Below are 17,836 nucleotides of genomic sequence, written 5' to 3'. Positions count from 1 at the left end.
NTCGCCCGTGTCGCCTCCGGCGTCTCCGACGCGGCTCGGGCGGCCGGGCGCGACCCGGCCTCGGTCACGACGATCGTCGTGACCAAGTTCCACCCCGCGTCGCTTGTGCGTGAGCTCCACGCGCTCGGCGTCCGTGACGTCGGGGAGAACCGACACCAGGAGGCGCAGGCCAAGTCGGCGGAGACGGCCGACCTCGAGGGCCTCCGTTGGCACTTCGTCGGCCAGCTGCAGTCGAAGAAGGCCCGGCAGGCGCGGCGCTACGCCGCGGCGGTCCACTCGCTCGACCGCGCCAGCGTCGTCGACGCGCTGGGGTCGGACGACGGCACGTGGGTTGACGGCTTCGTGCAGGTGAACCTCACCGACGACCCCGGCCGCGGGGGCGTCGCCGAGGCGGAGGTGGACGCGCTCGTCGAGCGGGTCCTCGCGACCCCGGGCCTGCGGCTCCGGGGCGTCATGGCCGTCGCGCCCCTCGACGCACCGGCCCGCCCGGCCTTCGAGCGCCTCCGGCTCGTCTCGGAGCGGGTCCGGGCCGTGGCGCCCGACGCCGACCAGATCTCGGCCGGGATGTCGCAGGACTTCGCCGACGCGATCGCCGAGGGCGCGACACACCTCCGCATCGGCACGGCAATCACGGGTTCTCGGCCCGACGCTGGTTAATGTCGGTCTAGACGATCCACGATCCGGAGGACACCCCCATGGCCAACCCCCTGCGCAAGACGATGGTCTACCTGGGCCTCGCCGACGAAGAGCTCGAGTACGACGAGCAGCCAGCCCAGCAGGCCGCTGCCCAGCCTGCCGCACGGTCGGCCGCGCCCGCCGCCGCGCCGTCGCCCGTCGCCCCCGTCGCCGTGCCGGCCGCCGCCTCCGCCCCGACCCCCACTCGCGCCCCCGTGACGCCGCTCCGCCGCGCCACGACCCCGACCACGAAGAACACGGTGCCCCACGACATGAACGAGATCCTCACCGTCCACCCCCGGGAGTACAAGGACGCCCAGGCGATCGCCGAGAGCTTCCGCGACGGCATCCCCGTGATCATCAACCTCTCCCAGATGACGGAGGCCGACGCTCGTCGCCTCGTCGACTTCGCCAGCGGCCTCTCGCAGGGGCTCTTCGGCAAGATCGAGCGCGTCACGAACAAGGTGTTCCTGCTGTCGCCCGCCCACATCGCAGTGAGCGGTGAGCAGGCTGAGGTAGAATCCGACATCGAGGCGTCGTTCTTCTCGCAGTCCTGACCGGGTGCGGCCGAGCCGCCGTCCGCCCCCCTCCCGCGGCCTCCGCCGCGCCGACTCGTGCGAGCTGATGACACCCCCATGATCGTCTCCCTGATCTCCTCGATCGTGTACTACGCGCTCCTGGTCTTCTTCCTGCTCATGTGGTCGAGGTTCGTCTTCGACCTCGCCCAGTCGTTCAGCCGGGGCTGGCGGCCCCGGGGGGCCGTGCTCGTGCTCGCCGAGGTGACCTACACGGTCACCGACCCGCCGATCAAGGCCGTCCGCAAGGTCCTGCCCCCGGTCCGGCTCGGCTCGGTCGCGCTCGACTTCGGCTGGAGCCTCATCATGCTGGCGGTCGTCGTCCTGATGGGCGTCTTCGCCCGCATCTGACACGGCGCCGCGCGCGACGCCCGTCGTCGCCGCCCGAGAGGGTAGGCTCTCCGCGGGGCCTCGGTGCCCCTCCCCGTCCCGACGGGCGATCGTTCGCTACGGTGTAGTGCACGACCCAGACCACGATCACACGATCCAACAGATTCACGAGGTGACGGCAATGGCTTTGACGCCGGAAGACGTAGTCAACAAGCGGTTCCAGCCGACCAAGTTCCGCGAGGGCTACGACCAGGACGAGGTCGACGACTTCCTGGACGAGGTCGTCGCCGAGCTCCGGCGCCTGGGCGCGGAGAACGACGAGCTGCGCCAGCGCCTCGCCTCGGCGGAGTCCGCCGCCGGCGACGGTCAGCGTGACGCCGCCGTCGCGGCCCCGGTCGCCAGCGCTCCGGCCCCCGCGTCGGTGCCCGAGCCGGCGTCCGCGCCCGAGCCGGTCCTCGAGAAGGCCGAGCCGGTGGCAGCCCCGGAGCCCGTCGCTCCGGTCGCCGCGGCTCCCGCCGCCGTCACGCCCGTCCCGGCCTTCGCCGGCCCGTCGGCCGACGAGACCGAGAGCACCAACAGCCTGCTCCAGCTGGCACGTCGCCTCCACGAGGAGCACGTCCGCGAAGGCGCGGAGAAGCGCGACGCGCTCATCGCCGAGGGGCAGTCGACCGCCGCCCGTGTCGTGGCCGAGGCCGAGGCGCGCTCCGCGGAGCTCGTCGGCGACGCCGAGAACCGCTCGCGGGAGGTCGTCGCCGACGCGGAGGCCCGTTCGCGGGAGGTCGTGGGCGAGGCCGAGACCAAGCGCCGCGAGGTCCTCGAGCAGCTGAACGGTGAGCGCACGGGCCTGGAGCGTCGCATCGACGACCTCCGCACCTTCGAGCGCGACTACCGCCAGAAGCTGAAGAGCTACATCGAGGGCCAGCTGCACGAGCTCGACGGCGAGGGCGCCTCTGAGCCCCAGCCCGCCAGCGCGCAGGGCTTCGGCTCCAACTAGGGTCTTGGCACCTCGAGATCCCGCTGCGAAGGTCAGCGTCCGCGTCATCGCGGCGCTGGCCTTCGTCGCTGTCGTGGCCTACGCCCTCGACCAGGGCACCAAGCACCTCGTCACGCGTGACCTCGTCGAGGGCCGGGCGGTCGACGTGCTCGGCTCCTTCTTCCAGCTCCTCTTCGTCAAGAACCCCGGCGCGGCGTTCTCCCTGGCCAGCGGCACGACGTGGGTCTTCTCCCTCGCCGCCTCGGCCGTCGTCGTCGCCATCGTCGTCTTCGCGAAGCGCATCAGGTCGGTGGCCTGGGCGATCATGTTGGGGATGCTGCTCGGCGGCACCCTCGGCAACCTCACCGACCGGCTCTTCCGGGAGCCGTCGTTCGGGCAGGGGCACGTCGTCGACTTCCTGTACTTCCCGAAGCTGCTGCCGGCGATCTTCAACGTCGCCGACATCTTCATCGTCTCCAGCATGGGCCTCCTCGTCCTCCTGACGCTGCTCGGCGTCGGCCTCGACGGCAGCCGGACGCCGCGCGGGGGCCACACCGAGGCCGACGACCGCGCCGTCGAGGGCCAGGCCACCGCCTCCCCGGGCGACGCCGACGTCGCGGCCACCCCGACGACGGAGCCCCGATGAGCGAGCAGCGGTCCCTGCCCGTCCCCGACGGCCTCGCGGGTGAGCGCGTCGACGCCGCCCTCGCCAAGCTCCTCGGCTTCAGCCGGACCTTCGCCGCCGAGGTCGCCTCGAGCGGCGGCGTGGAGGTGGACGGCCGCACCGTCGGCAAGTCCGACCGCCTCGAGGCCGGCGCGTGGCTCGAGGTCTCGTGGGCCCCGAAGGAGGCGCCGTCCGTCGTCCCGGTCGACGTGCCCGGGCTCGGCATCGTGCACGACGACGACGAGATCGTCGTCGTCGACAAGCCCGTGGGCGTCGCCGCGCACCCGTCCGTGGGCTGGATGGGGCCGACCGTGCTGGGCGGCCTCGCCGCCGCGGGCTTCACCGTGGCCACCTCGGGCGCGGCCGAGCGTGCGGGCATCGTCCACCGCCTCGACGTCGGCACGAGCGGGCTCATGGTCGTCGCGAAGACCGAACGCGCCTACGCCGAGCTGAAGCAGGCGTTCCGCGAACGCACCGTGCAGAAGATCTACAACGCGGTCGTGCAGGGGCACCCCGACCCCCTGACCGGCACGGTCGACGCGCCCATCGGGCGTCACCCGTCGTCGGACTGGAAGTTCGCCGTCGTGGTCGACGGCAAGCCGTCGGTCACCCACTACGAGACCGTGGAGGCCTTCCCCTCCGCGTCCCTCCTCGAGATCCACCTCGAGACAGGTCGCACGCACCAGATCCGCGTCCACATGGCCGCCCAGCGGCACCCCTGCGTCGGCGACGCCACCTACGGGGCGGACCCGACGCTCTCCGCCAAGCTCGGCCTCACGCGGCAGTGGCTGCACGCCGTCCAGCTCGGGTTCCGGCACCCCGGCACGGGTGAGTCCGTGGTCTACCGGTCGACCTACCCGGCCGACCTGCAGCACGCGCTCGATGTCCTCCGTGCCGGTTAGGCTGTTCCTCCAGTAGTCAGGAACACCAGGAGACGGGGAGCCGAGTGGCCTCGAACGAAGACTCATTCGTCCATCTGCACGTGCACAGCGAGTACTCGATGCTCGACGGGGCGGCGAGGGTCAAGCCGCTCATCACGGAGGCCGCGGCCCAGGGCATGCCGGCCGTCGCGGTCACCGACCACGGCAACGTGTTCGGGGCGTACGACTTCTGGAAGACCGCGACCGAGGCGGGCGTGAAGCCGATCATCGGCACCGAGGCCTACATCACGCCCGGCACGCACCGCGGCGACAAGACGCGCGTGCGCTGGGGCGACGGCGGGCGTGACGACGTCTCCGGCGCCGGTGCGTACACGCACATGACGTTGCTCTCCGAGAACACGACCGGCATGCACAACCTGTTCCGGCTGTCGTCCCGGGCATCGCTCGAGGGCTACTACTTCAAGCCGCGCATGGACCGCGAGCTGCTCTCCCAGTACTCCGAGGGCCTCATCGCGACGACGGGCTGCCCGAGCGGCGAGGTGCAGACGCGCCTCCGCCTCGGCCAGTACGACGAGGCGGTGAAGGCCGCGGCTGACTTCCGCGACATCTTCGGCCGCGAGAACTACTTCGCCGAGATCATGGACCACGGCCTCGGCATCGAGCGGCAGATCATGGGCGACCTGCTGCGCCTCGCGAAGGACCTCGGTCTGCCCCTCGTCGCCACGAACGACCTGCACTACACGCACGAGCACGACGCGACCAGCCACGCCGCGCTGCTCTGCGTCCAGTCCGGCTCGACGCTGAACGACCCCAACCGCTTCAAGTTCGACGCCGACGAGTTCTACCTGAAGTCCGCGAAGCAGATGCGCCACCTCTTCCGCGACCACCCGGAGGCCTGTGACAACACCCTGCTCATCGCCGAGCGGTGCGACGTCCAGTTCAACACCTCGGCGAACTACATGCCGAGGTACCCCGTGCCGGAGGGCGAGACCGAAGAGACCTGGTTCATCAAGGAGGTCGAGAAGGGCCTGGTGTACCGCTACCCCGCGGGCATCCCCGACGACGTGCGCAAGCAGGCCGAGTACGAGATCGGCGTCATCACGGGCATGGGGTTCCCCGGGTACTTCCTCGTCGTCGCCGACTTCATCAACTGGTCGAAGGAGAACGGCATCCGGGTGGGCCCCGGCCGCGGGTCGGGCGCCGGCTCGATGGCCGCCTACGCCATGCGCATCACCGACCTCGACCCGCTCCGTCACGGCCTCATCTTCGAGCGCTTCCTCAACCCGGACCGCGTCTCGATGCCCGACTTCGACGTCGACTTCGACGACCGTCGCCGGGGCGAGGTCATCCAGTACGTGACGGAGAAGTACGGCGACGAGCGCGTCGCGCAGATCGTCACCTACGGCACGATCAAGGCGAAGCAGGCCCTGAAAGACAGCAGTCGGGTGCTCGGCTTCCCCTTCGGCATGGGCGAGAAGCTCACCAAGGCGATGCCGCCCGCCGTCATGGGCAAGGACATCCCGCTCACGGGGATCTTCGACAAGCAGCACGACCGCTACAAGGAGGCGGGCGACATCCGGACGGTCGTGGAGACCGACCCCGAGGCCCGCACGGTGTTCGACACGGCGCTGGGGCTCGAGGGGCTGAAGCGCCAGTGGGGCGTGCACGCCGCGGGCGTCATCATGTCGAGCGACCCGCTGATCGACATCATCCCGATCATGAAGCGCGAGCAGGACGGCCAGATCGTCACGCAGTTCGACTACCCGGCCTGTGAGTCGCTCGGGCTGATCAAGATGGACTTCCTGGGGTTGCGCAACCTCACGATCATCAACGACGCCCTCGACAACATCCGGACGAACCGCGGCTTCGACCTCGTCCTGGAGGACCTCGAGCTCGACGACCGCGCGGCCTACGACCTCCTGGGCCGCGGCGACACGCTCGGCGTGTTCCAGCTCGACGGCGGCCCCATGCGGGGGCTGCTCCGGCTGATGAAGCCCGACAACTTCGAGGACATCTCGGCCGTCATCGCGCTCTACCGCCCCGGGCCCATGGGCGCGAACTCGCACACCAACTACGCGCTGCGGAAGAACGGCGCGCAGGAGATCACACCGATCCACCCCGAGCTCGAGGAGCCCCTGAAGGAGATCCTCTCGACGAGCTACGGCCTGATCATCTACCAGGAGCAGGTGATGGCGATCGCGCAGAAGGTCGCCGGGTTCTCCCTCGGCCAGGCGGACATCCTCCGCCGCGCGATGGGCAAGAAGAAGAAGTCGGAGCTCGACAAGCAGTACGCCGGGTTCGAGCAGGGCATGTTCGACAACGGCTTCTCACCCGACGCCGTGAAGATGCTCTGGGACATCCTGCTGCCGTTCTCCGACTACGCCTTCAACAAGGCCCACTCGGCGGCCTACGGCGTCGTCTCGTACTGGACGGCCTACCTCAAGGCGCACTACCCCGCCGAGTACATGGCCGCCCTGCTCACCTCGACCGGCGACTCCCGCGACAAGCTCGGCCTGTACCTCAACGAGTGCCGGCGCATGGGCATCAAGGTGCTGCCGCCCGACGTCAACGAGTCGATCGGGTTCTTCGCCGCCGTCGGCGACGACATCCGCTTCGGCATGGGCGCCGTCCGCAACGTCGGCTTCAACGTCGTCGACCACGTCATCGCAGCGCGGCAGAAGGAGGGCGCCTTCTCGTCGTTCCACGACTTCCTGCGCAAGGTCCCGCTGCCCGTCGCGAACAAGCGCACGGTGGAGTCCCTCGTCAAGGCCGGGGCCTTCGACAGCCTCGGATCGACCCGCCGCGCGCTCGTCGAGATCCACGAGTCCGCGGTCGAGGCCGCCGTCAGCGAGAAGCGGGCCGAGGCGAACGGCCAGGTCGGCTTCGACTTCGACTCCCTGTGGGACGAGCCGCAGGACGTGCAGCACGTGCCCGAGCGCCCGGAGTGGACCAAGCGCGACAAGCTCGCCTTCGAGCGCGACATGCTCGGCCTCTACGTGTCGGACCACCCCCTCGCCGGCCTGGAGCTGCCGCTGGCCAAGCACGCCAGCACCACCGTCACCGACGTGCTGTCGAGCGACCCCGCCACGATCGACGGCGAGACCGTGACCATCGCGGGGCTCATCACGAGCGTCCAGCACCGCGTGGCCCGCAACTCCGGCAACCCGTACGGCATCATCACCGTCGAGGACTTCGGCGGCGAGATCTCCGCGATGTTCCTCGGCAAGACGTACCAGGAGTTCGGGCCGTCGTTGGTCGGCGACTCGATCATCGTGCTCAAGGGCCGCGTGAGCGTGCGTGACGACGGCATGAACATGCACGCGGCGAGCATGTTCACGCCGGATCTCGGGGTGGGCGTGAACCAGGGCCCGCTCGTCCTGCAGATGCCCGAGCACCGGGCCACGACCGACACCGTGACGGAGCTCGCGGCCGTCCTCGGTCGGCACTCCGGCTCGACCGAGGTCCGCCTCCGCCTGGTGAAGGGCGACCTCGCCCGCATGTTCGAGATCCCGATGCCGGTCGACGTGACCGCCGACCTCTTCGGCGAGCTGAAGAGCCTCCTCGGCCCTGGCTGCCTGGTCTAGCTCCGGCTACTCGTCCAGGTGCAGGGGCCGCAGGTACCGGCGGTCGTGGTAGAGCAGGGCGTCGTCGTCCACCCCGACGTCGCCCTGCTCCACCTGGACGACGACGACGGCGTTGGCGGCGACGGGGAATCGCTCGACGACCCGGCCCGACATCCAGGCCGTCACCCCGCGGAGCAGGGGCAGCCCGTGAGGTCCCTCCTCCCAGTGGTCGCCGACGAAGCGCTCGGCGGCGGGGCCGGCCATCTTGGCCGCCAGGTCGCGGTTGCGCAGCCCCAGGAGGTGGACGATGACGTGGTCCGTCTCCGCGACGGCGGGCCAGGAGCTCGCGGTCCGCGCCATGTTGAAGGTCGCGAGGGGCGGCACCGCGGCGAGGGAGGCAAGCGACGTCGCGGTGAAGCCGACGGGCGAGCCGCCCGCGTCGCGCGCGGTGACGATGGCCACCCCGGCGGCGTGTCGACGGAACGCCTGCTTGAAGGCGTCGAGGTCGTGCGAGACGGGGGGCTCGGGGACGGGCTGGTCGGTCATGGGGGAGGTCCTCCTGCGGGTCTGCCCGGGCCGGGCCACCGTCGTGCGCGGGTGACTAGGCTGGCCGGGCCATGATCCAGACCACAGACCTCCGGGGCCTCGAGCCTACCCACGCCGACCTCCTCGCCCTCGTGCCCCGCTCGCACGTCGACGTCAGCGCGGCCGCCGAGTCGGCGGCGCAGCTCGTCCTCGACGTCCGCGAGCGGGGGGCCGCCGCGCTCCGCGACCAGGCCCAGCGGTTCGACGGCGTCCGCACCGAGCAGCTCCGAGTGCCCGTCGAGGCGGTCCGCGCCGCGGTCGACGCGCTCGACCCGCTCGTCCGCGCCGCCCTCGAGGAGTCGATCGTCCGCGTGACCGAGGCCAGCCGGGCCCAGGTGCCGTCCGGCAGCGTCACCCGCCCCGCCGACGGCGCGGTCATCGAGCAGCGCTGGCAGCCGGTCGACCGCGCCGGGGTCTACGTGCCCGGCGGCAAGGCCGTCTACCCGTCGAGCGTCGTCATGAACGTCGTCCCCGCCCAGGTCGCCGGCGTGCGGTCGATCGCCCTGGTCTCGCCCGCGCAGCGCGAGCACGGGGGAGGGGTGCACCCCGTCATCCTCGGGGCAGCCGGGCTCCTCGGCATCGACGAGGTCTACGCCGTCGGCGGGGCCGGCGCCGTCGGGGCCCTCGCCTACGGCGTGCCCGAGATCGGCCTCGAGCCGGTCCAGGTCATCACCGGGCCGGGCAACAACTTCGTCGCGGCGGCCAAGCAGCACGTCCGTGGGCAGGTCGGGATCGACGCGGTCGCGGGCGCCACCGAGATCCTCGTGATCGCCGACTCCAGCGCCGACGCCACGCTCGTCGCGGTCGACCTCATCAGCCAGGCCGAGCACGACGAGGTGGCCTCCGCCGTGCTCGTCACCGACTCGCCCGAGCTGGCCGACGCGGTCGTGGCGGAGCTCGAGCGCCTCGTTCCGCGCACCCTCAGCGCCGACCGGGTGCAGACCGCCCTCGACGGCCGCCAGTCGGCCATCGTCCTCGTCGACGACATGACCGCCGCGACCGACTTCAGCAACGCGTACGGGCCCGAGCACCTCGAGATCCAGACGGCCGACGACGACGCCGTCCTGGCGCGCATCACGAGCGCCGGGGCCGTCTTCGTCGGCGCGAGCACGCCCGTCAGCCTCGGCGACTACCTCGCGGGCTCGAACCACGTCCTCCCGACCAGCGGCCAGTCCCGCTTCTCGTCCGGCCTCGGCGCCTACACGTTCCTGCGGCCCCAGCAGATCGTCCGCTACGAGCCGCACGCCCTCGCCGAGGTCGCCGACCGGCTCGTCGCCCTGTCGCGGGCGGAGCTCCTGCCGGCGCACGGCGAGGCCGTCGCGGCGCGCCTCTCGCGGCCCTAGGGCCGTCACCGCCGTCGCCCCGCCGTCGGCCGTCCCCGCTGCCAGTACGCTGAGGGCACCATGTTCTGCCCCTTCTGCCGCCACCCCGATTCCCGCGTCGTCGACTCGCGCACGAGCGACGACGGCACCTCCATCCGCCGCCGACGCCAGTGCCCGAACTGCGGTCGACGGTTCAGCACCACCGAGACGGCGAGCCTGAACGTCGTCAAGCGCAACGGCGTGCTCGAGTCCTTCAGCCGGGAGAAGATCATCTCGGGCGTGCGGAAGGCCTGCCAGGGGCGACCGGTGACCGACGGCGACCTCGCCCTGCTGGCCCAGAAGGTGGAGGAGGCCGTCCGGGCCTCCGGCACGTCCCAGATCGAGGCGAACGACATCGGCCTCGCCATCCTGCCGCCGCTGCGCGAGCTCGACGAGGTCGCGTACCTCCGGTTCGCGAGCGTCTACCAGGCGTTCGACTCCCTCGACGACTTCGAGGCGTCGATCTCGCAGCTCCGGTCCGAGCACGCCTCGCGTCCGCGTCCGGCCCGGTCGGTGGACGAATGAGGACGCCGTACCGGGTCCTCTTCGACGTGGTGTTCGCGCGCATGGACCCGGAGGACGCCCACCACCTCGCCTTCCGCGTCATCCGTGCCGTGCCGCGCCTCGGCCTCGCGCCCGTGGTGCGGCGGTTCACGGCTCCCCACCCCTCGCTCGCCGTCGAGGCGCTCGGGCTCCGGTTCGCGTCGCCGTTCGGCGTGGCGGCCGGCTTCGACAAGGACGCGCGGGGCATCGCCGGCCTCGGTGCCCTGGGCTTCGGCCACGTGGAGGTCGGCACGATCACCGCGCAGGCACAGCCCGGCAACGAGCGCCCGCGTCTCTTCCGGCTCGTGCCCGACGAGGCGGTCGTCAACCGCATGGGCTTCAACAACGGAGGCGCGGAGCAGGCCGCCGAGGAGCTCACGCGGGCCCGCCGTGCCGCCGTCCGCCCCGTCGTGGGCGTCAACATCGGCAAGAGCCGGGTGGTCGACGTCGACGACGCCGTCGACGACTACCTGGTCAGCACGCGCCTCCTCGCGCCCCTGGCCGACTACCTCGCCGTGAACGTCAGCTCGCCGAACACGCCCGGCCTCCGCGGCCTCCAGGAGCTCGACCGGCTCTCGCCGCTGCTCAGCGCCGTGCGCGACGCCGCGGGCCGGACGCCGGTCCTCGTCAAGATCGCCCCGGACCTCGACGACGACGGCGTCCGTCGCATCGGCGGGCTCGTCACCGAGCTCGGGCTCGCCGGCGTCATCGCCACCAACACGACCCTGTCCCGCGAGGGGCTCACGACGCCTGGGTCCGTGGTCGAGGCCGCGGGCGCCGGGGGAGTCTCCGGCGCGCCGCTGGCGGCGCGGTCCCTGGAGGTGCTCCGCCTGCTCCGTGAGGTGCTCCCCGCCGAGGTCTGCGTCATCTCGGTCGGCGGCGTCAGCACGGCGCGCGACGTGGCCGACCGCCTCCGGGCCGGTGCGACCCTCGTGCAGGGCTACACGGCGTTCCTGTACCGCGGTCCGCTCTGGGCCCGCCAGGTCAACCGCGGCCTCCGGGCGCTCCNCGGGGCGTCGTCGTGGTCCAGGCGCCCCCGAGGAGGCGCGGGCCCGTCTCAGAGGACGGGGAACTCCCGGCGCTTCACCTGCGGCTTCGGCAGGCGCATGGGCTTGAGCTGCATGCAGCGCATCGCGGCGTACCAGCGGTTGCCCTTCTGGACGGCGTCGGCGCCGAACTTCGCCGTGAGCTTCTTCGTGACCAGGTGGCCGGCCACGAGGCAGTCGACGATCGCGACGATGAAGAAGCCCCAGAGGACGAACAGGGTGGCCGCCTGGACGGCGGTGACGTTGACGAGGCTCATCACGATGACGAGCACCATGAGCGGGATCATCGCCTCGCCGACGCTGTACCGGGCGTCCACGTAGTCGCGGATGAAGCGGCGCTGCGGCCCCTTGTCGCGGACGGGGAGGAACTTCTCCTCGCCGTTGGCGAGGCCGATCCGGGCCCGGTCGCGCTGCTCGGCCAGGCGGACCCGCTGGGCCTTCTGCGCCTCCTTGCCCTTGGCCACGAGGGGGCGGACGTTGGCCTGCTCCCGCTCGCGACGCGACGGGGTGGGGCGGCCCTTGCCCGCCGTCGTCGACTCGGGGTCGGCGACCTGCGTCGTCGTGATGGTCTTGTCTGATGCCTTCGCCACGGTGTCCTCGGGTCTCGTCGAGTTCCTAAGATTACCTGCATGACCGTCTCGCAGCATCCCGTCTCCCCGACCGACCCCCGCACTGTCAGCGAACTCGCGGAGGCCGTGCAGGGCGGCCTGCCCCGGACCATCGCCGACCTGAGCTCGCTCGTGCGGATCCCCTCGGTCTCGTGGGACGCCTACGACCCGTCGCACGTCGCCGCCAGCGCCCACGCCGTCGCCGAGCTCGTGCGGAGCACCGGCCTCTTCGACGAGGTCCGCGTCAGCAGCGCTCCGATCGGCGACTCCGGCACCACGGGGCAGCCCGCCGTCCTGGCCCGTCGTGCGGCGCGCGAGGGCAAGCCGACCGTCCTGCTCTACGCGCACCACGACGTCCAGCCCCAGGGCGACGACGCCGACTGGGACACCCCGCCCTTCGAGCCCACCCTCAAGGGCGACCGGCTGTACGGCCGGGGCGCCTCCGACGACAAGGCCGGGGTCATGACCCACGTCGCCGCGCTCCGGGCCGTCCACGAGGTGCTCGGCGACGACCTCGGGGTCGGCGTCGCCCTCTTCATCGAGGGCGAGGAGGAGTTCGGCTCCCGCTCGTTCGCCGACTTCCTCCGTCAGCACCACGACGACCTCGAGGCGGACGTCATCGTCGTGGCCGACTCCGACAACTGGAGCACGACGGTCCCGGCCATCACGGTCGGCCTCCGCGGCAACGTGACCTTCCGCCTCACCGTCCGCACGCTGGCCCACGCCTCGCACTCCGGGATGCTGGGAGGCGCGGTGCCGGACGCCATGATGGCCATGGTCCGCCTCCTGGGCACGTTCCACGACGAGGTCGGCAGCGTCGCGGTCGCGGGTCTGGAGAGCCGTGACGCCGAGCACCCCGAGCAGACCGAGGAGACCCTGCGTGAGGAGTCGGGCCTCCTCGACGGGGTCGCCCCGATCGGCACGGGCCCCCTCCTCAGCCGCGTCTGGTCGCAGCCCTCCATCACCGTGACCGGCATCGACGCCCCGTCGGTGGCGAACGCGTCGAACACGCTCCTGCCCGAGGTCTCCGTCCGCGTCAGCGCGCGCATCGCCCCCGGCCAGACGGCGGACTCCGCCTACGAAGCGCTCGAGGCGCACGTGCTCGGGCGCGCGCCGTTCGGGGCGCACGTCGAGATCACCGACGTCGACAAGGGCGACCCCTTCCTGGTCGACACCACCGGCTGGGCCATCGCCGACGCGACCGTGGCGATGACCGAGGGCTGGGGCGAGGCGCCGCTCCAGACCGGCATCGGCGGCTCCATCCCCTTCATCGCCGACCTCGTGCGGACCTTCCCCGCGGCGCAGATCCTCGTGACCGGCGTTGAGGACCCGGACACGCGCGCCCACAGCCCGAACGAGTCGCAGCACCTCGGCGTGCTGCACCGGGCCGTCCTCAGCGAGGCCATCCTGCTGGCGCGCCTCGACGCCCGGGGCTGAGGCCTGCCTCCCTGCTCGTCCGCCGTACGAGGAACAAAAGCGGGGGAGTGCTGCTTACACTGGTCGACGACGAGTGTCCGACACTCCCACCGCCCGAACGGAGACACCATGACCGACACCGCGACCACCGCCCCCGTCGAGACGGCCAGCCCGGCCGAGGCCGCCGCCCACGGCGTGCAGCTGACCGCCACCGCGGCCGACAAGGTCCGCAGCCTCCTGATGCAGGAGGGGCGTGACGACCTGCGCCTCCGGGTCGCCGTCCAGCCCGGTGGCTGCTCGGGGCTCATCTACCAGCTGTACTTCGACGAGCGACTGCTCGAGAACGACGCGACCGTCGACTACGACGGCGTCGAGGTCGTCGTCGACAAGATGAGCGTGCCCTACCTCGACGGCGCCGCCATCGACTTCGAGGACACCATCCAGAAGCAGGGCTTCACGATCGACAACCCCAACGCCCAGGGCAGCTGCGCCTGCGGCGACAGCTTCCACTAGGTCGCTCCCGCCCGACCGGGCTGCCGGTCCGGGCCACCATCAGCACCGCGATCCCGGGGATCGCCTCGTCAGGGGCGGTCCCCGTCGTCGTCCGTGAGCAGGGCTCCCGTCTCGATGTCGAACGAACGGCGTGCTGCGTTCGATCGACGGTGCAACCTGCGAGTAGGCTAGGGAAGTCCCGTCCTAGACTGGGAGATCCCCCTTGCTGTCGTGTCATCCGAGAGGTAACAGTGCGTTCTAACCGCCGTCTTCGTTGGGCCGCCATCCCCGTGGCCGCCGTCATGGCCCTGGTCTTGGCAGGCTGCACGACCGACCAGCTCCAGGGGTGGCTGCCCACCACCGCGGGCACCACCAACCACGTCGACAGCATCATCGGCCTCTGGGTCACGTCGTGGATCGTGCTGCTCATCGTCGGTCTCATCGTCTGGGGCCTCGTCATCTGGGCGTGCATCGCCTACCGCCGTCGGAAGGGCCAGACCGGCCTCCCGGTCCAGCTGCGCTACAACATGCCGATCGAGATCTTCTACACGGTCGTGCCCCTGATCCTCGTGCTCGGCTTCTTCGCCTTCACGGCCCGCGACCAGGCCGCCATCGAGGCGCCGACCGCCAGCCCCGACGTGAAGATCGACGTCTACGCCAAGCGCTGGGCGTGGGACTTCAACTACATCGACCAGCAGAACGACGACGACAGCGTCTACTACCAGGGCATCCAGGCCCAGGAGCTCGGCGACGGCAACATCGACGAGAGCCAGCTGCCCGTCCTCTACCTCCCCGTCGGCAAGTCGGTCGAGATCGACCTCAACTCGCGCGACGTGGCCCACTCCTTCTGGGTCGTCGACTTCCTCTACAAGAAGGACACGATCCCCGGCAAGACGAACTACATGTACTTCACGCCGGAGAAGGAAGGCACCTTCACCGGCAAGTGCGCGGAGCTCTGCGGCGAGTACCACTCGCTGATGCTCTTCAACGTCAAGGTCGTGTCGCAGTCCGAGTACGACGACTACCTCGCGACCCTCGCGCAGCAGGGCAACACCGGCCTGCTGGGCGACCAGTACAACACCAACACCAACGAGCCGAACAACGAGGCGCCCGTCGCCGCCGGCTCCGACGAGAAGTAAGGGCACGGTTCGATGACAGCCACCGCCACGCGTCCCACCACCGGTGGGACGTCCTCAGGCCAGGACTTCGGGGCCTCCAAGGTCGGCCGCAAGGGCAACGTCGTCGTGAGCTGGCTCACGTCGACCGACCACAAGACGATCGGGTACATGTACCTGATCGCGTCGTTCCTCTTCTTCTGCCTCGGCGGCGTGATGGCGCTGATCATCCGCGCGCAGCTGTTCGCGCCGGGCCTCGAGGTCGTCGCGACGAAGGAGCAGTACAACCAGCTCTTCACCATGCACGGCACGATCATGCTGCTGATGTTCGCGACGCCGCTGTTCTCCGGCTTCGCCAACGTGCTCATGCCGCTGCAGATCGGTGCCCCCGACGTCGCCTTCCCGCGGCTCAACGGCTTCGCCTTCTGGCTCTACCTCTTCGGCTCGCTCATCGCGGTGGCCGGCTTCCTCACCCCGCAGGGCGCGGCCTCGTTCGGGTGGTTCGCGTACGCGCCGCTGTCCGACACCACGTTCTCACCAGGGCTCGGCGGCAACCTGTGGGTCTTCGGCCTCGGCATGACGGGCTTCAGCACGATCCTCGGCTCGGTCAACTTCATCACGACCATCGTGACCATGCGTGCGCCCGGCATGACGATGTGGCGCATGCCGATCTTCACCTGGAACACGCTGATCACCTCGATCCTCGTGATCATGGCCTTCCCCGTCCTGGCGGCGGCCCTGTTCGGCCTCGGCTTCGACCGGGTGTTCGACGCCCAGGTCTTCAACCCGGCCAACGGCGGCGCCATCCTCTGGCAGCACCTCTTCTGGTTCTTCGGCCACCCCGAGGTCTACATCATCGCCCTGCCGTTCTTCGGCATCATCAGCGAGGTCCTGCCGGTCTTCAGCCGCAAGCCGATCTTCGGCTACAAGACCCTCGTCTACGCGACGATCTCGATCGCTGCCCTGTCCGTCACCGTGTGGGCTCACCACATGTACGTGACCGGTTCGGTGCTGCTGCCGTTCTTCTCGCTGATGACGATGCTCATCGCCGTCCCCACGGGCGTGAAGATCTTCAACTGGATCGGGACGATGTGGCGCGGTTCCGTCACCTTCGAGACCCCGATGCTCTGGGCGATCGGCTTCCTCATCACGTTCACCTTCGGTGGGCTGACGGGCGTCATCCTCGCCTCGCCCCCGCTCGACTTCCACGTCTCCGACACGTACTTCGTCGTGGCGCACTTCCACTACGTGGTGTTCGGCACCGTCGTCTTCGCGATGTTCTCCGGCTTCTACTTCTGGTGGCCGAAGTGGACGGGCAAGATGCTCAACGAGCGTCTCGGCAAGATCCACTTCTGGATGCTGTTCGTCGGCTTCCACACCACGTTCCTCATCCAGCACTGGCTCGGCGTCATGGGCATGCCCCGTCGCTACGCGACGTACCAGCCCGAGGACCACTTCACCTGGATGAACCAGCTCTCGACGATCGGCTCGATGCTGCTCGGCATCTCGATCCTGCCGTTCCTGTACAACGTGTACATCACGGCTCGTCGGGCGCCCAAGGTCGAGGTGAACGACCCCTGGGGCTACTCCCGCTCCCTCGAGTGGGCCACGTCCTGCCCGCCGCCCCGCCACAACTTCACGTCGATCCCGCGCATCCGGTCGGAGTCGCCGGCGTTCGACCTGAACCACCCCGAGGCCGGCCTCCCCGTCGGCATCGGCCCGGCGAAGGACGCCCCGGATGCCCCGACGTACGACGCTTCCAGCGACAAGGTGAAGTAGGACCCCGATGAAGACCAACGCCACGCTGTTCTGGATCCTCGCGATCTTCTTCTTCGCCCTCTGCGCCGTGTACACGGTGTGGAACATCATCGACGTCAACCGCGTCGAGTGGGCCGGCACCATGGGCATCGGCCTCGCTGGTGCCCTGGGTGTGTTCCTCGCCTTCTACATGGGTCGCTCGCACGCGGCCCAGGGCGGCGAGCTGCCCGAGGACCGTCTCGACGCCAACATCGACGACGGCGACCCCGAGCTCGGGCACTTCAGCCCGTGGTCGTGGTGGCCCATCCTGCTGGCCTTCTCGTGCGGCCTGGTCTTCCTGGCCCTGGCGGTCGGCATGTGGATCATCTACATCGGTGGCGCTCTGATCGCCGTGTCGCTGGTCGGTTGGGTCTACGAGTACTACCGCGGCAACTTCGCCCACTAGTCCCTCAGCACGACCACGCCGACGGCGCTCACCCTCTCCGGGTGGGCGCCGTCGGCGTGTGGCCAGACGCTCTCAGGGGCGGCAGCGGGGCGTGCGACAGGCTCTGACCCCTGACCATGGGGTGGAGCGGTCGTGCTTACCGCCTGAGCCCTGTCGGTGCCCTGGTGGAGGGCGCACGGTCACTGTGGCCGCTCAGGATGACCGCTGACGCCGTGTGCGGGCCCGTTGCCTGTCGGCACTTCGAGCCCGACCCACTCCTCGGGTCCCTCCATGGGTGTGCTTCTGGGCGTGCGTGGGCTGAGCGGTCCAGGGGTGCCGCTGTTGCACGAGTGAGGCGAGTTCCCGTCATCGCGGGCGCGTCACCGTTACCCGCCGGGAGGGACGTGGACCCACGGAAGGGGTCGGGGAGCAACACAGGACGGCCCGGGTCCGTGGGCGTCGTGGCTGCTCTCCTGGTCATGAACGCCGGAGGGCCCGCAGTACAGGACCACGTGAGCCGCTGAGCCGGTGCTCACGCGATGCACTGCCGTCGCTGCATCGCGGGTGGGGCGGGTTCCCGTCATCGCGGGCGCGTCAGCGTCGACCCGCTGTGAGGGACACGGACCCGCCGAAGGGTCCAGAGGCAACACCGGACCCCCGCGGTCAGCAGTCTCCGGTCCGGTGACTGGGGGAGCAGGGGCTGACCGTGCCCGCCGCGCGCTCCGCCTGCGCCGAGTGGAGGGGACCGCACCGGGCCCGTCTCATGTCGGATCGGGAGGCGCCGTCCATGCTCTCCCGCTCGTGAACGTCGAGGAAGAGAGGGCCGG

General features: G+C 70.5%; 16 protein-coding genes and 1 pseudogene. 15 read left to right on the top strand and 2 right to left on the bottom strand.

The window, feature by feature from the left end; translation table 11 throughout:
• Nucleotide 1: 1 nt before the first annotated feature.
• From IFT72_RS05630 to dnaE, 7 genes are all read left to right on the top strand, one after another.
• The coding region (locus IFT72_RS05630) for a YggS family pyridoxal phosphate-dependent enzyme (RefSeq protein ID WP_206758282.1) at nucleotides 2-657 on the top strand (656 nt) is incomplete at its 5' end.
• A 38-nt stretch (nucleotides 658-695) separates the two neighbouring features.
• Complete coding sequence (locus IFT72_RS05625; RefSeq protein WP_056055069.1) at nucleotides 696-1,232, top strand: cell division protein SepF; 537 nt, start codon at nucleotides 696-698, stop codon at nucleotides 1,230-1,232.
• A 78-nt stretch (nucleotides 1,233-1,310) separates the two neighbouring features.
• A complete protein-coding gene (locus IFT72_RS05620) occupies nucleotides 1,311-1,601 on the top strand; it encodes a YggT family protein (protein ID WP_056055064.1) in 291 nt (96 codons plus the stop codon).
• 160 nt (nucleotides 1,602-1,761) lie between these two features.
• The gene (locus IFT72_RS05615) at nucleotides 1,762-2,574 is read left to right on the top strand and encodes a DivIVA domain-containing protein (RefSeq protein ID WP_185232747.1); all 813 of its coding nucleotides are present in this window, start codon (nucleotides 1,762-1,764) and stop codon (nucleotides 2,572-2,574) included.
• Between the two features lie 4 nt (nucleotides 2,575-2,578).
• Nucleotides 2,579-3,199, top strand: coding sequence for a signal peptidase II (gene lspA / locus IFT72_RS05610; protein ID WP_197981077.1), 621 nt, complete (start codon nucleotides 2,579-2,581; stop codon nucleotides 3,197-3,199).
• On the top strand, nucleotides 3,196-4,119 hold the full coding sequence (locus IFT72_RS05605) for an RluA family pseudouridine synthase (RefSeq protein ID WP_192045740.1): 924 nt from the start codon (nucleotides 3,196-3,198) through the stop codon (nucleotides 4,117-4,119). The genes lspA and IFT72_RS05605 overlap by 4 nt, the downstream gene beginning before the upstream one ends.
• A gap of 98 nt (nucleotides 4,120-4,217) precedes the next feature.
• Nucleotides 4,218-7,682 carry a DNA polymerase III subunit alpha gene (dnaE, locus tag IFT72_RS05600; RefSeq protein ID WP_056055946.1) on the top strand — a complete coding sequence of 1,155 codons (3,465 nt, stop codon included), beginning with the start codon at nucleotides 4,218-4,220 and terminating at the stop codon, nucleotides 7,680-7,682.
• 6 nt (nucleotides 7,683-7,688) lie between these two features.
• Here dnaE and IFT72_RS05595 read toward each other — a convergent pair whose 3' ends face one another.
• Nucleotides 7,689-8,207 (bottom strand): flavin reductase family protein, encoded by a 519-nt coding sequence (locus IFT72_RS05595; RefSeq protein ID WP_056055055.1) that lies wholly within the window; start codon nucleotides 8,205-8,207, stop codon nucleotides 7,689-7,691.
• A 71-nt stretch (nucleotides 8,208-8,278) separates the two neighbouring features.
• Between IFT72_RS05595 and hisD the strand changes: the two genes are divergently transcribed.
• The 3 genes and pseudogenes from hisD to IFT72_RS05580 all read left to right on the top strand — a co-directional run.
• On the top strand, nucleotides 8,279-9,589 hold the full coding sequence (gene hisD / locus IFT72_RS05590; RefSeq protein ID WP_056055051.1) for a histidinol dehydrogenase: 1,311 nt from the start codon (nucleotides 8,279-8,281) through the stop codon (nucleotides 9,587-9,589).
• A gap of 60 nt (nucleotides 9,590-9,649) precedes the next feature.
• Nucleotides 9,650-10,132 (top strand): transcriptional regulator NrdR, encoded by a 483-nt coding sequence (gene nrdR, locus IFT72_RS05585; protein ID WP_056055048.1) that lies wholly within the window; start codon nucleotides 9,650-9,652, stop codon nucleotides 10,130-10,132.
• Nucleotides 10,129-11,158: pseudogene (locus IFT72_RS05580) on the top strand (quinone-dependent dihydroorotate dehydrogenase); the annotation flags it as partial. The gene nrdR and the pseudogene IFT72_RS05580, both read left to right, overlap by 4 nt.
• Nucleotides 11,159-11,207: 49 nt before the next feature.
• Here the strand turns inward: IFT72_RS05580 and IFT72_RS05575 are convergent.
• Complete coding sequence (locus IFT72_RS05575; RefSeq protein WP_371741180.1) at nucleotides 11,208-11,786, bottom strand: DUF3043 domain-containing protein; 579 nt, start codon at nucleotides 11,784-11,786, stop codon at nucleotides 11,208-11,210.
• Nucleotides 11,787-11,825: 39 nt separating this feature from the next.
• On the opposite strand from IFT72_RS05575, the gene IFT72_RS05570 reads away from it, so the two are divergent.
• From IFT72_RS05570 to IFT72_RS05550, 5 genes are all read left to right on the top strand, one after another.
• Nucleotides 11,826-13,241 carry a dipeptidase gene (locus tag IFT72_RS05570; RefSeq protein WP_192045738.1) on the top strand — a complete coding sequence of 472 codons (1,416 nt, stop codon included), beginning with the start codon at nucleotides 11,826-11,828 and terminating at the stop codon, nucleotides 13,239-13,241.
• A gap of 108 nt (nucleotides 13,242-13,349) precedes the next feature.
• Nucleotides 13,350-13,733 carry an iron-sulfur cluster insertion protein ErpA gene (gene erpA, locus IFT72_RS05565; RefSeq protein ID WP_192045737.1) on the top strand — a complete coding sequence of 128 codons (384 nt, stop codon included), beginning with the start codon at nucleotides 13,350-13,352 and terminating at the stop codon, nucleotides 13,731-13,733.
• A gap of 281 nt (nucleotides 13,734-14,014) precedes the next feature.
• Nucleotides 14,015-14,851 carry a cytochrome c oxidase subunit II gene (gene coxB, locus IFT72_RS05560; protein ID WP_185232739.1) on the top strand — a complete coding sequence of 279 codons (837 nt, stop codon included), beginning with the start codon at nucleotides 14,015-14,017 and terminating at the stop codon, nucleotides 14,849-14,851.
• A 12-nt stretch (nucleotides 14,852-14,863) separates the two neighbouring features.
• Entirely contained in the window at nucleotides 14,864-16,606 is a 1,743-nt protein-coding gene (ctaD, locus tag IFT72_RS05555) for a cytochrome c oxidase subunit I (RefSeq protein WP_185232737.1), read from the top strand.
• Nucleotides 16,607-16,613: 7 nt separating this feature from the next.
• A complete protein-coding gene (locus tag IFT72_RS05550; protein ID WP_056055023.1) occupies nucleotides 16,614-17,030 on the top strand; it encodes a cytochrome c oxidase subunit 4 in 417 nt (138 codons plus the stop codon).
• The last annotated feature ends 806 nt before the right edge of the window (nucleotides 17,031-17,836 follow it).

The sequence above is a fragment of the Frigoribacterium sp. CFBP 8754 genome (genome assembly GCF_014841815.1).
Taxonomy (GTDB): Bacteria; Actinomycetota; Actinomycetes; order Actinomycetales; family Microbacteriaceae; genus Frigoribacterium; species Frigoribacterium endophyticum.
The sequence above is the reverse complement of the archived record's forward strand: the minus strand, read 5'-3'. Positions and strand labels throughout refer to the sequence as shown.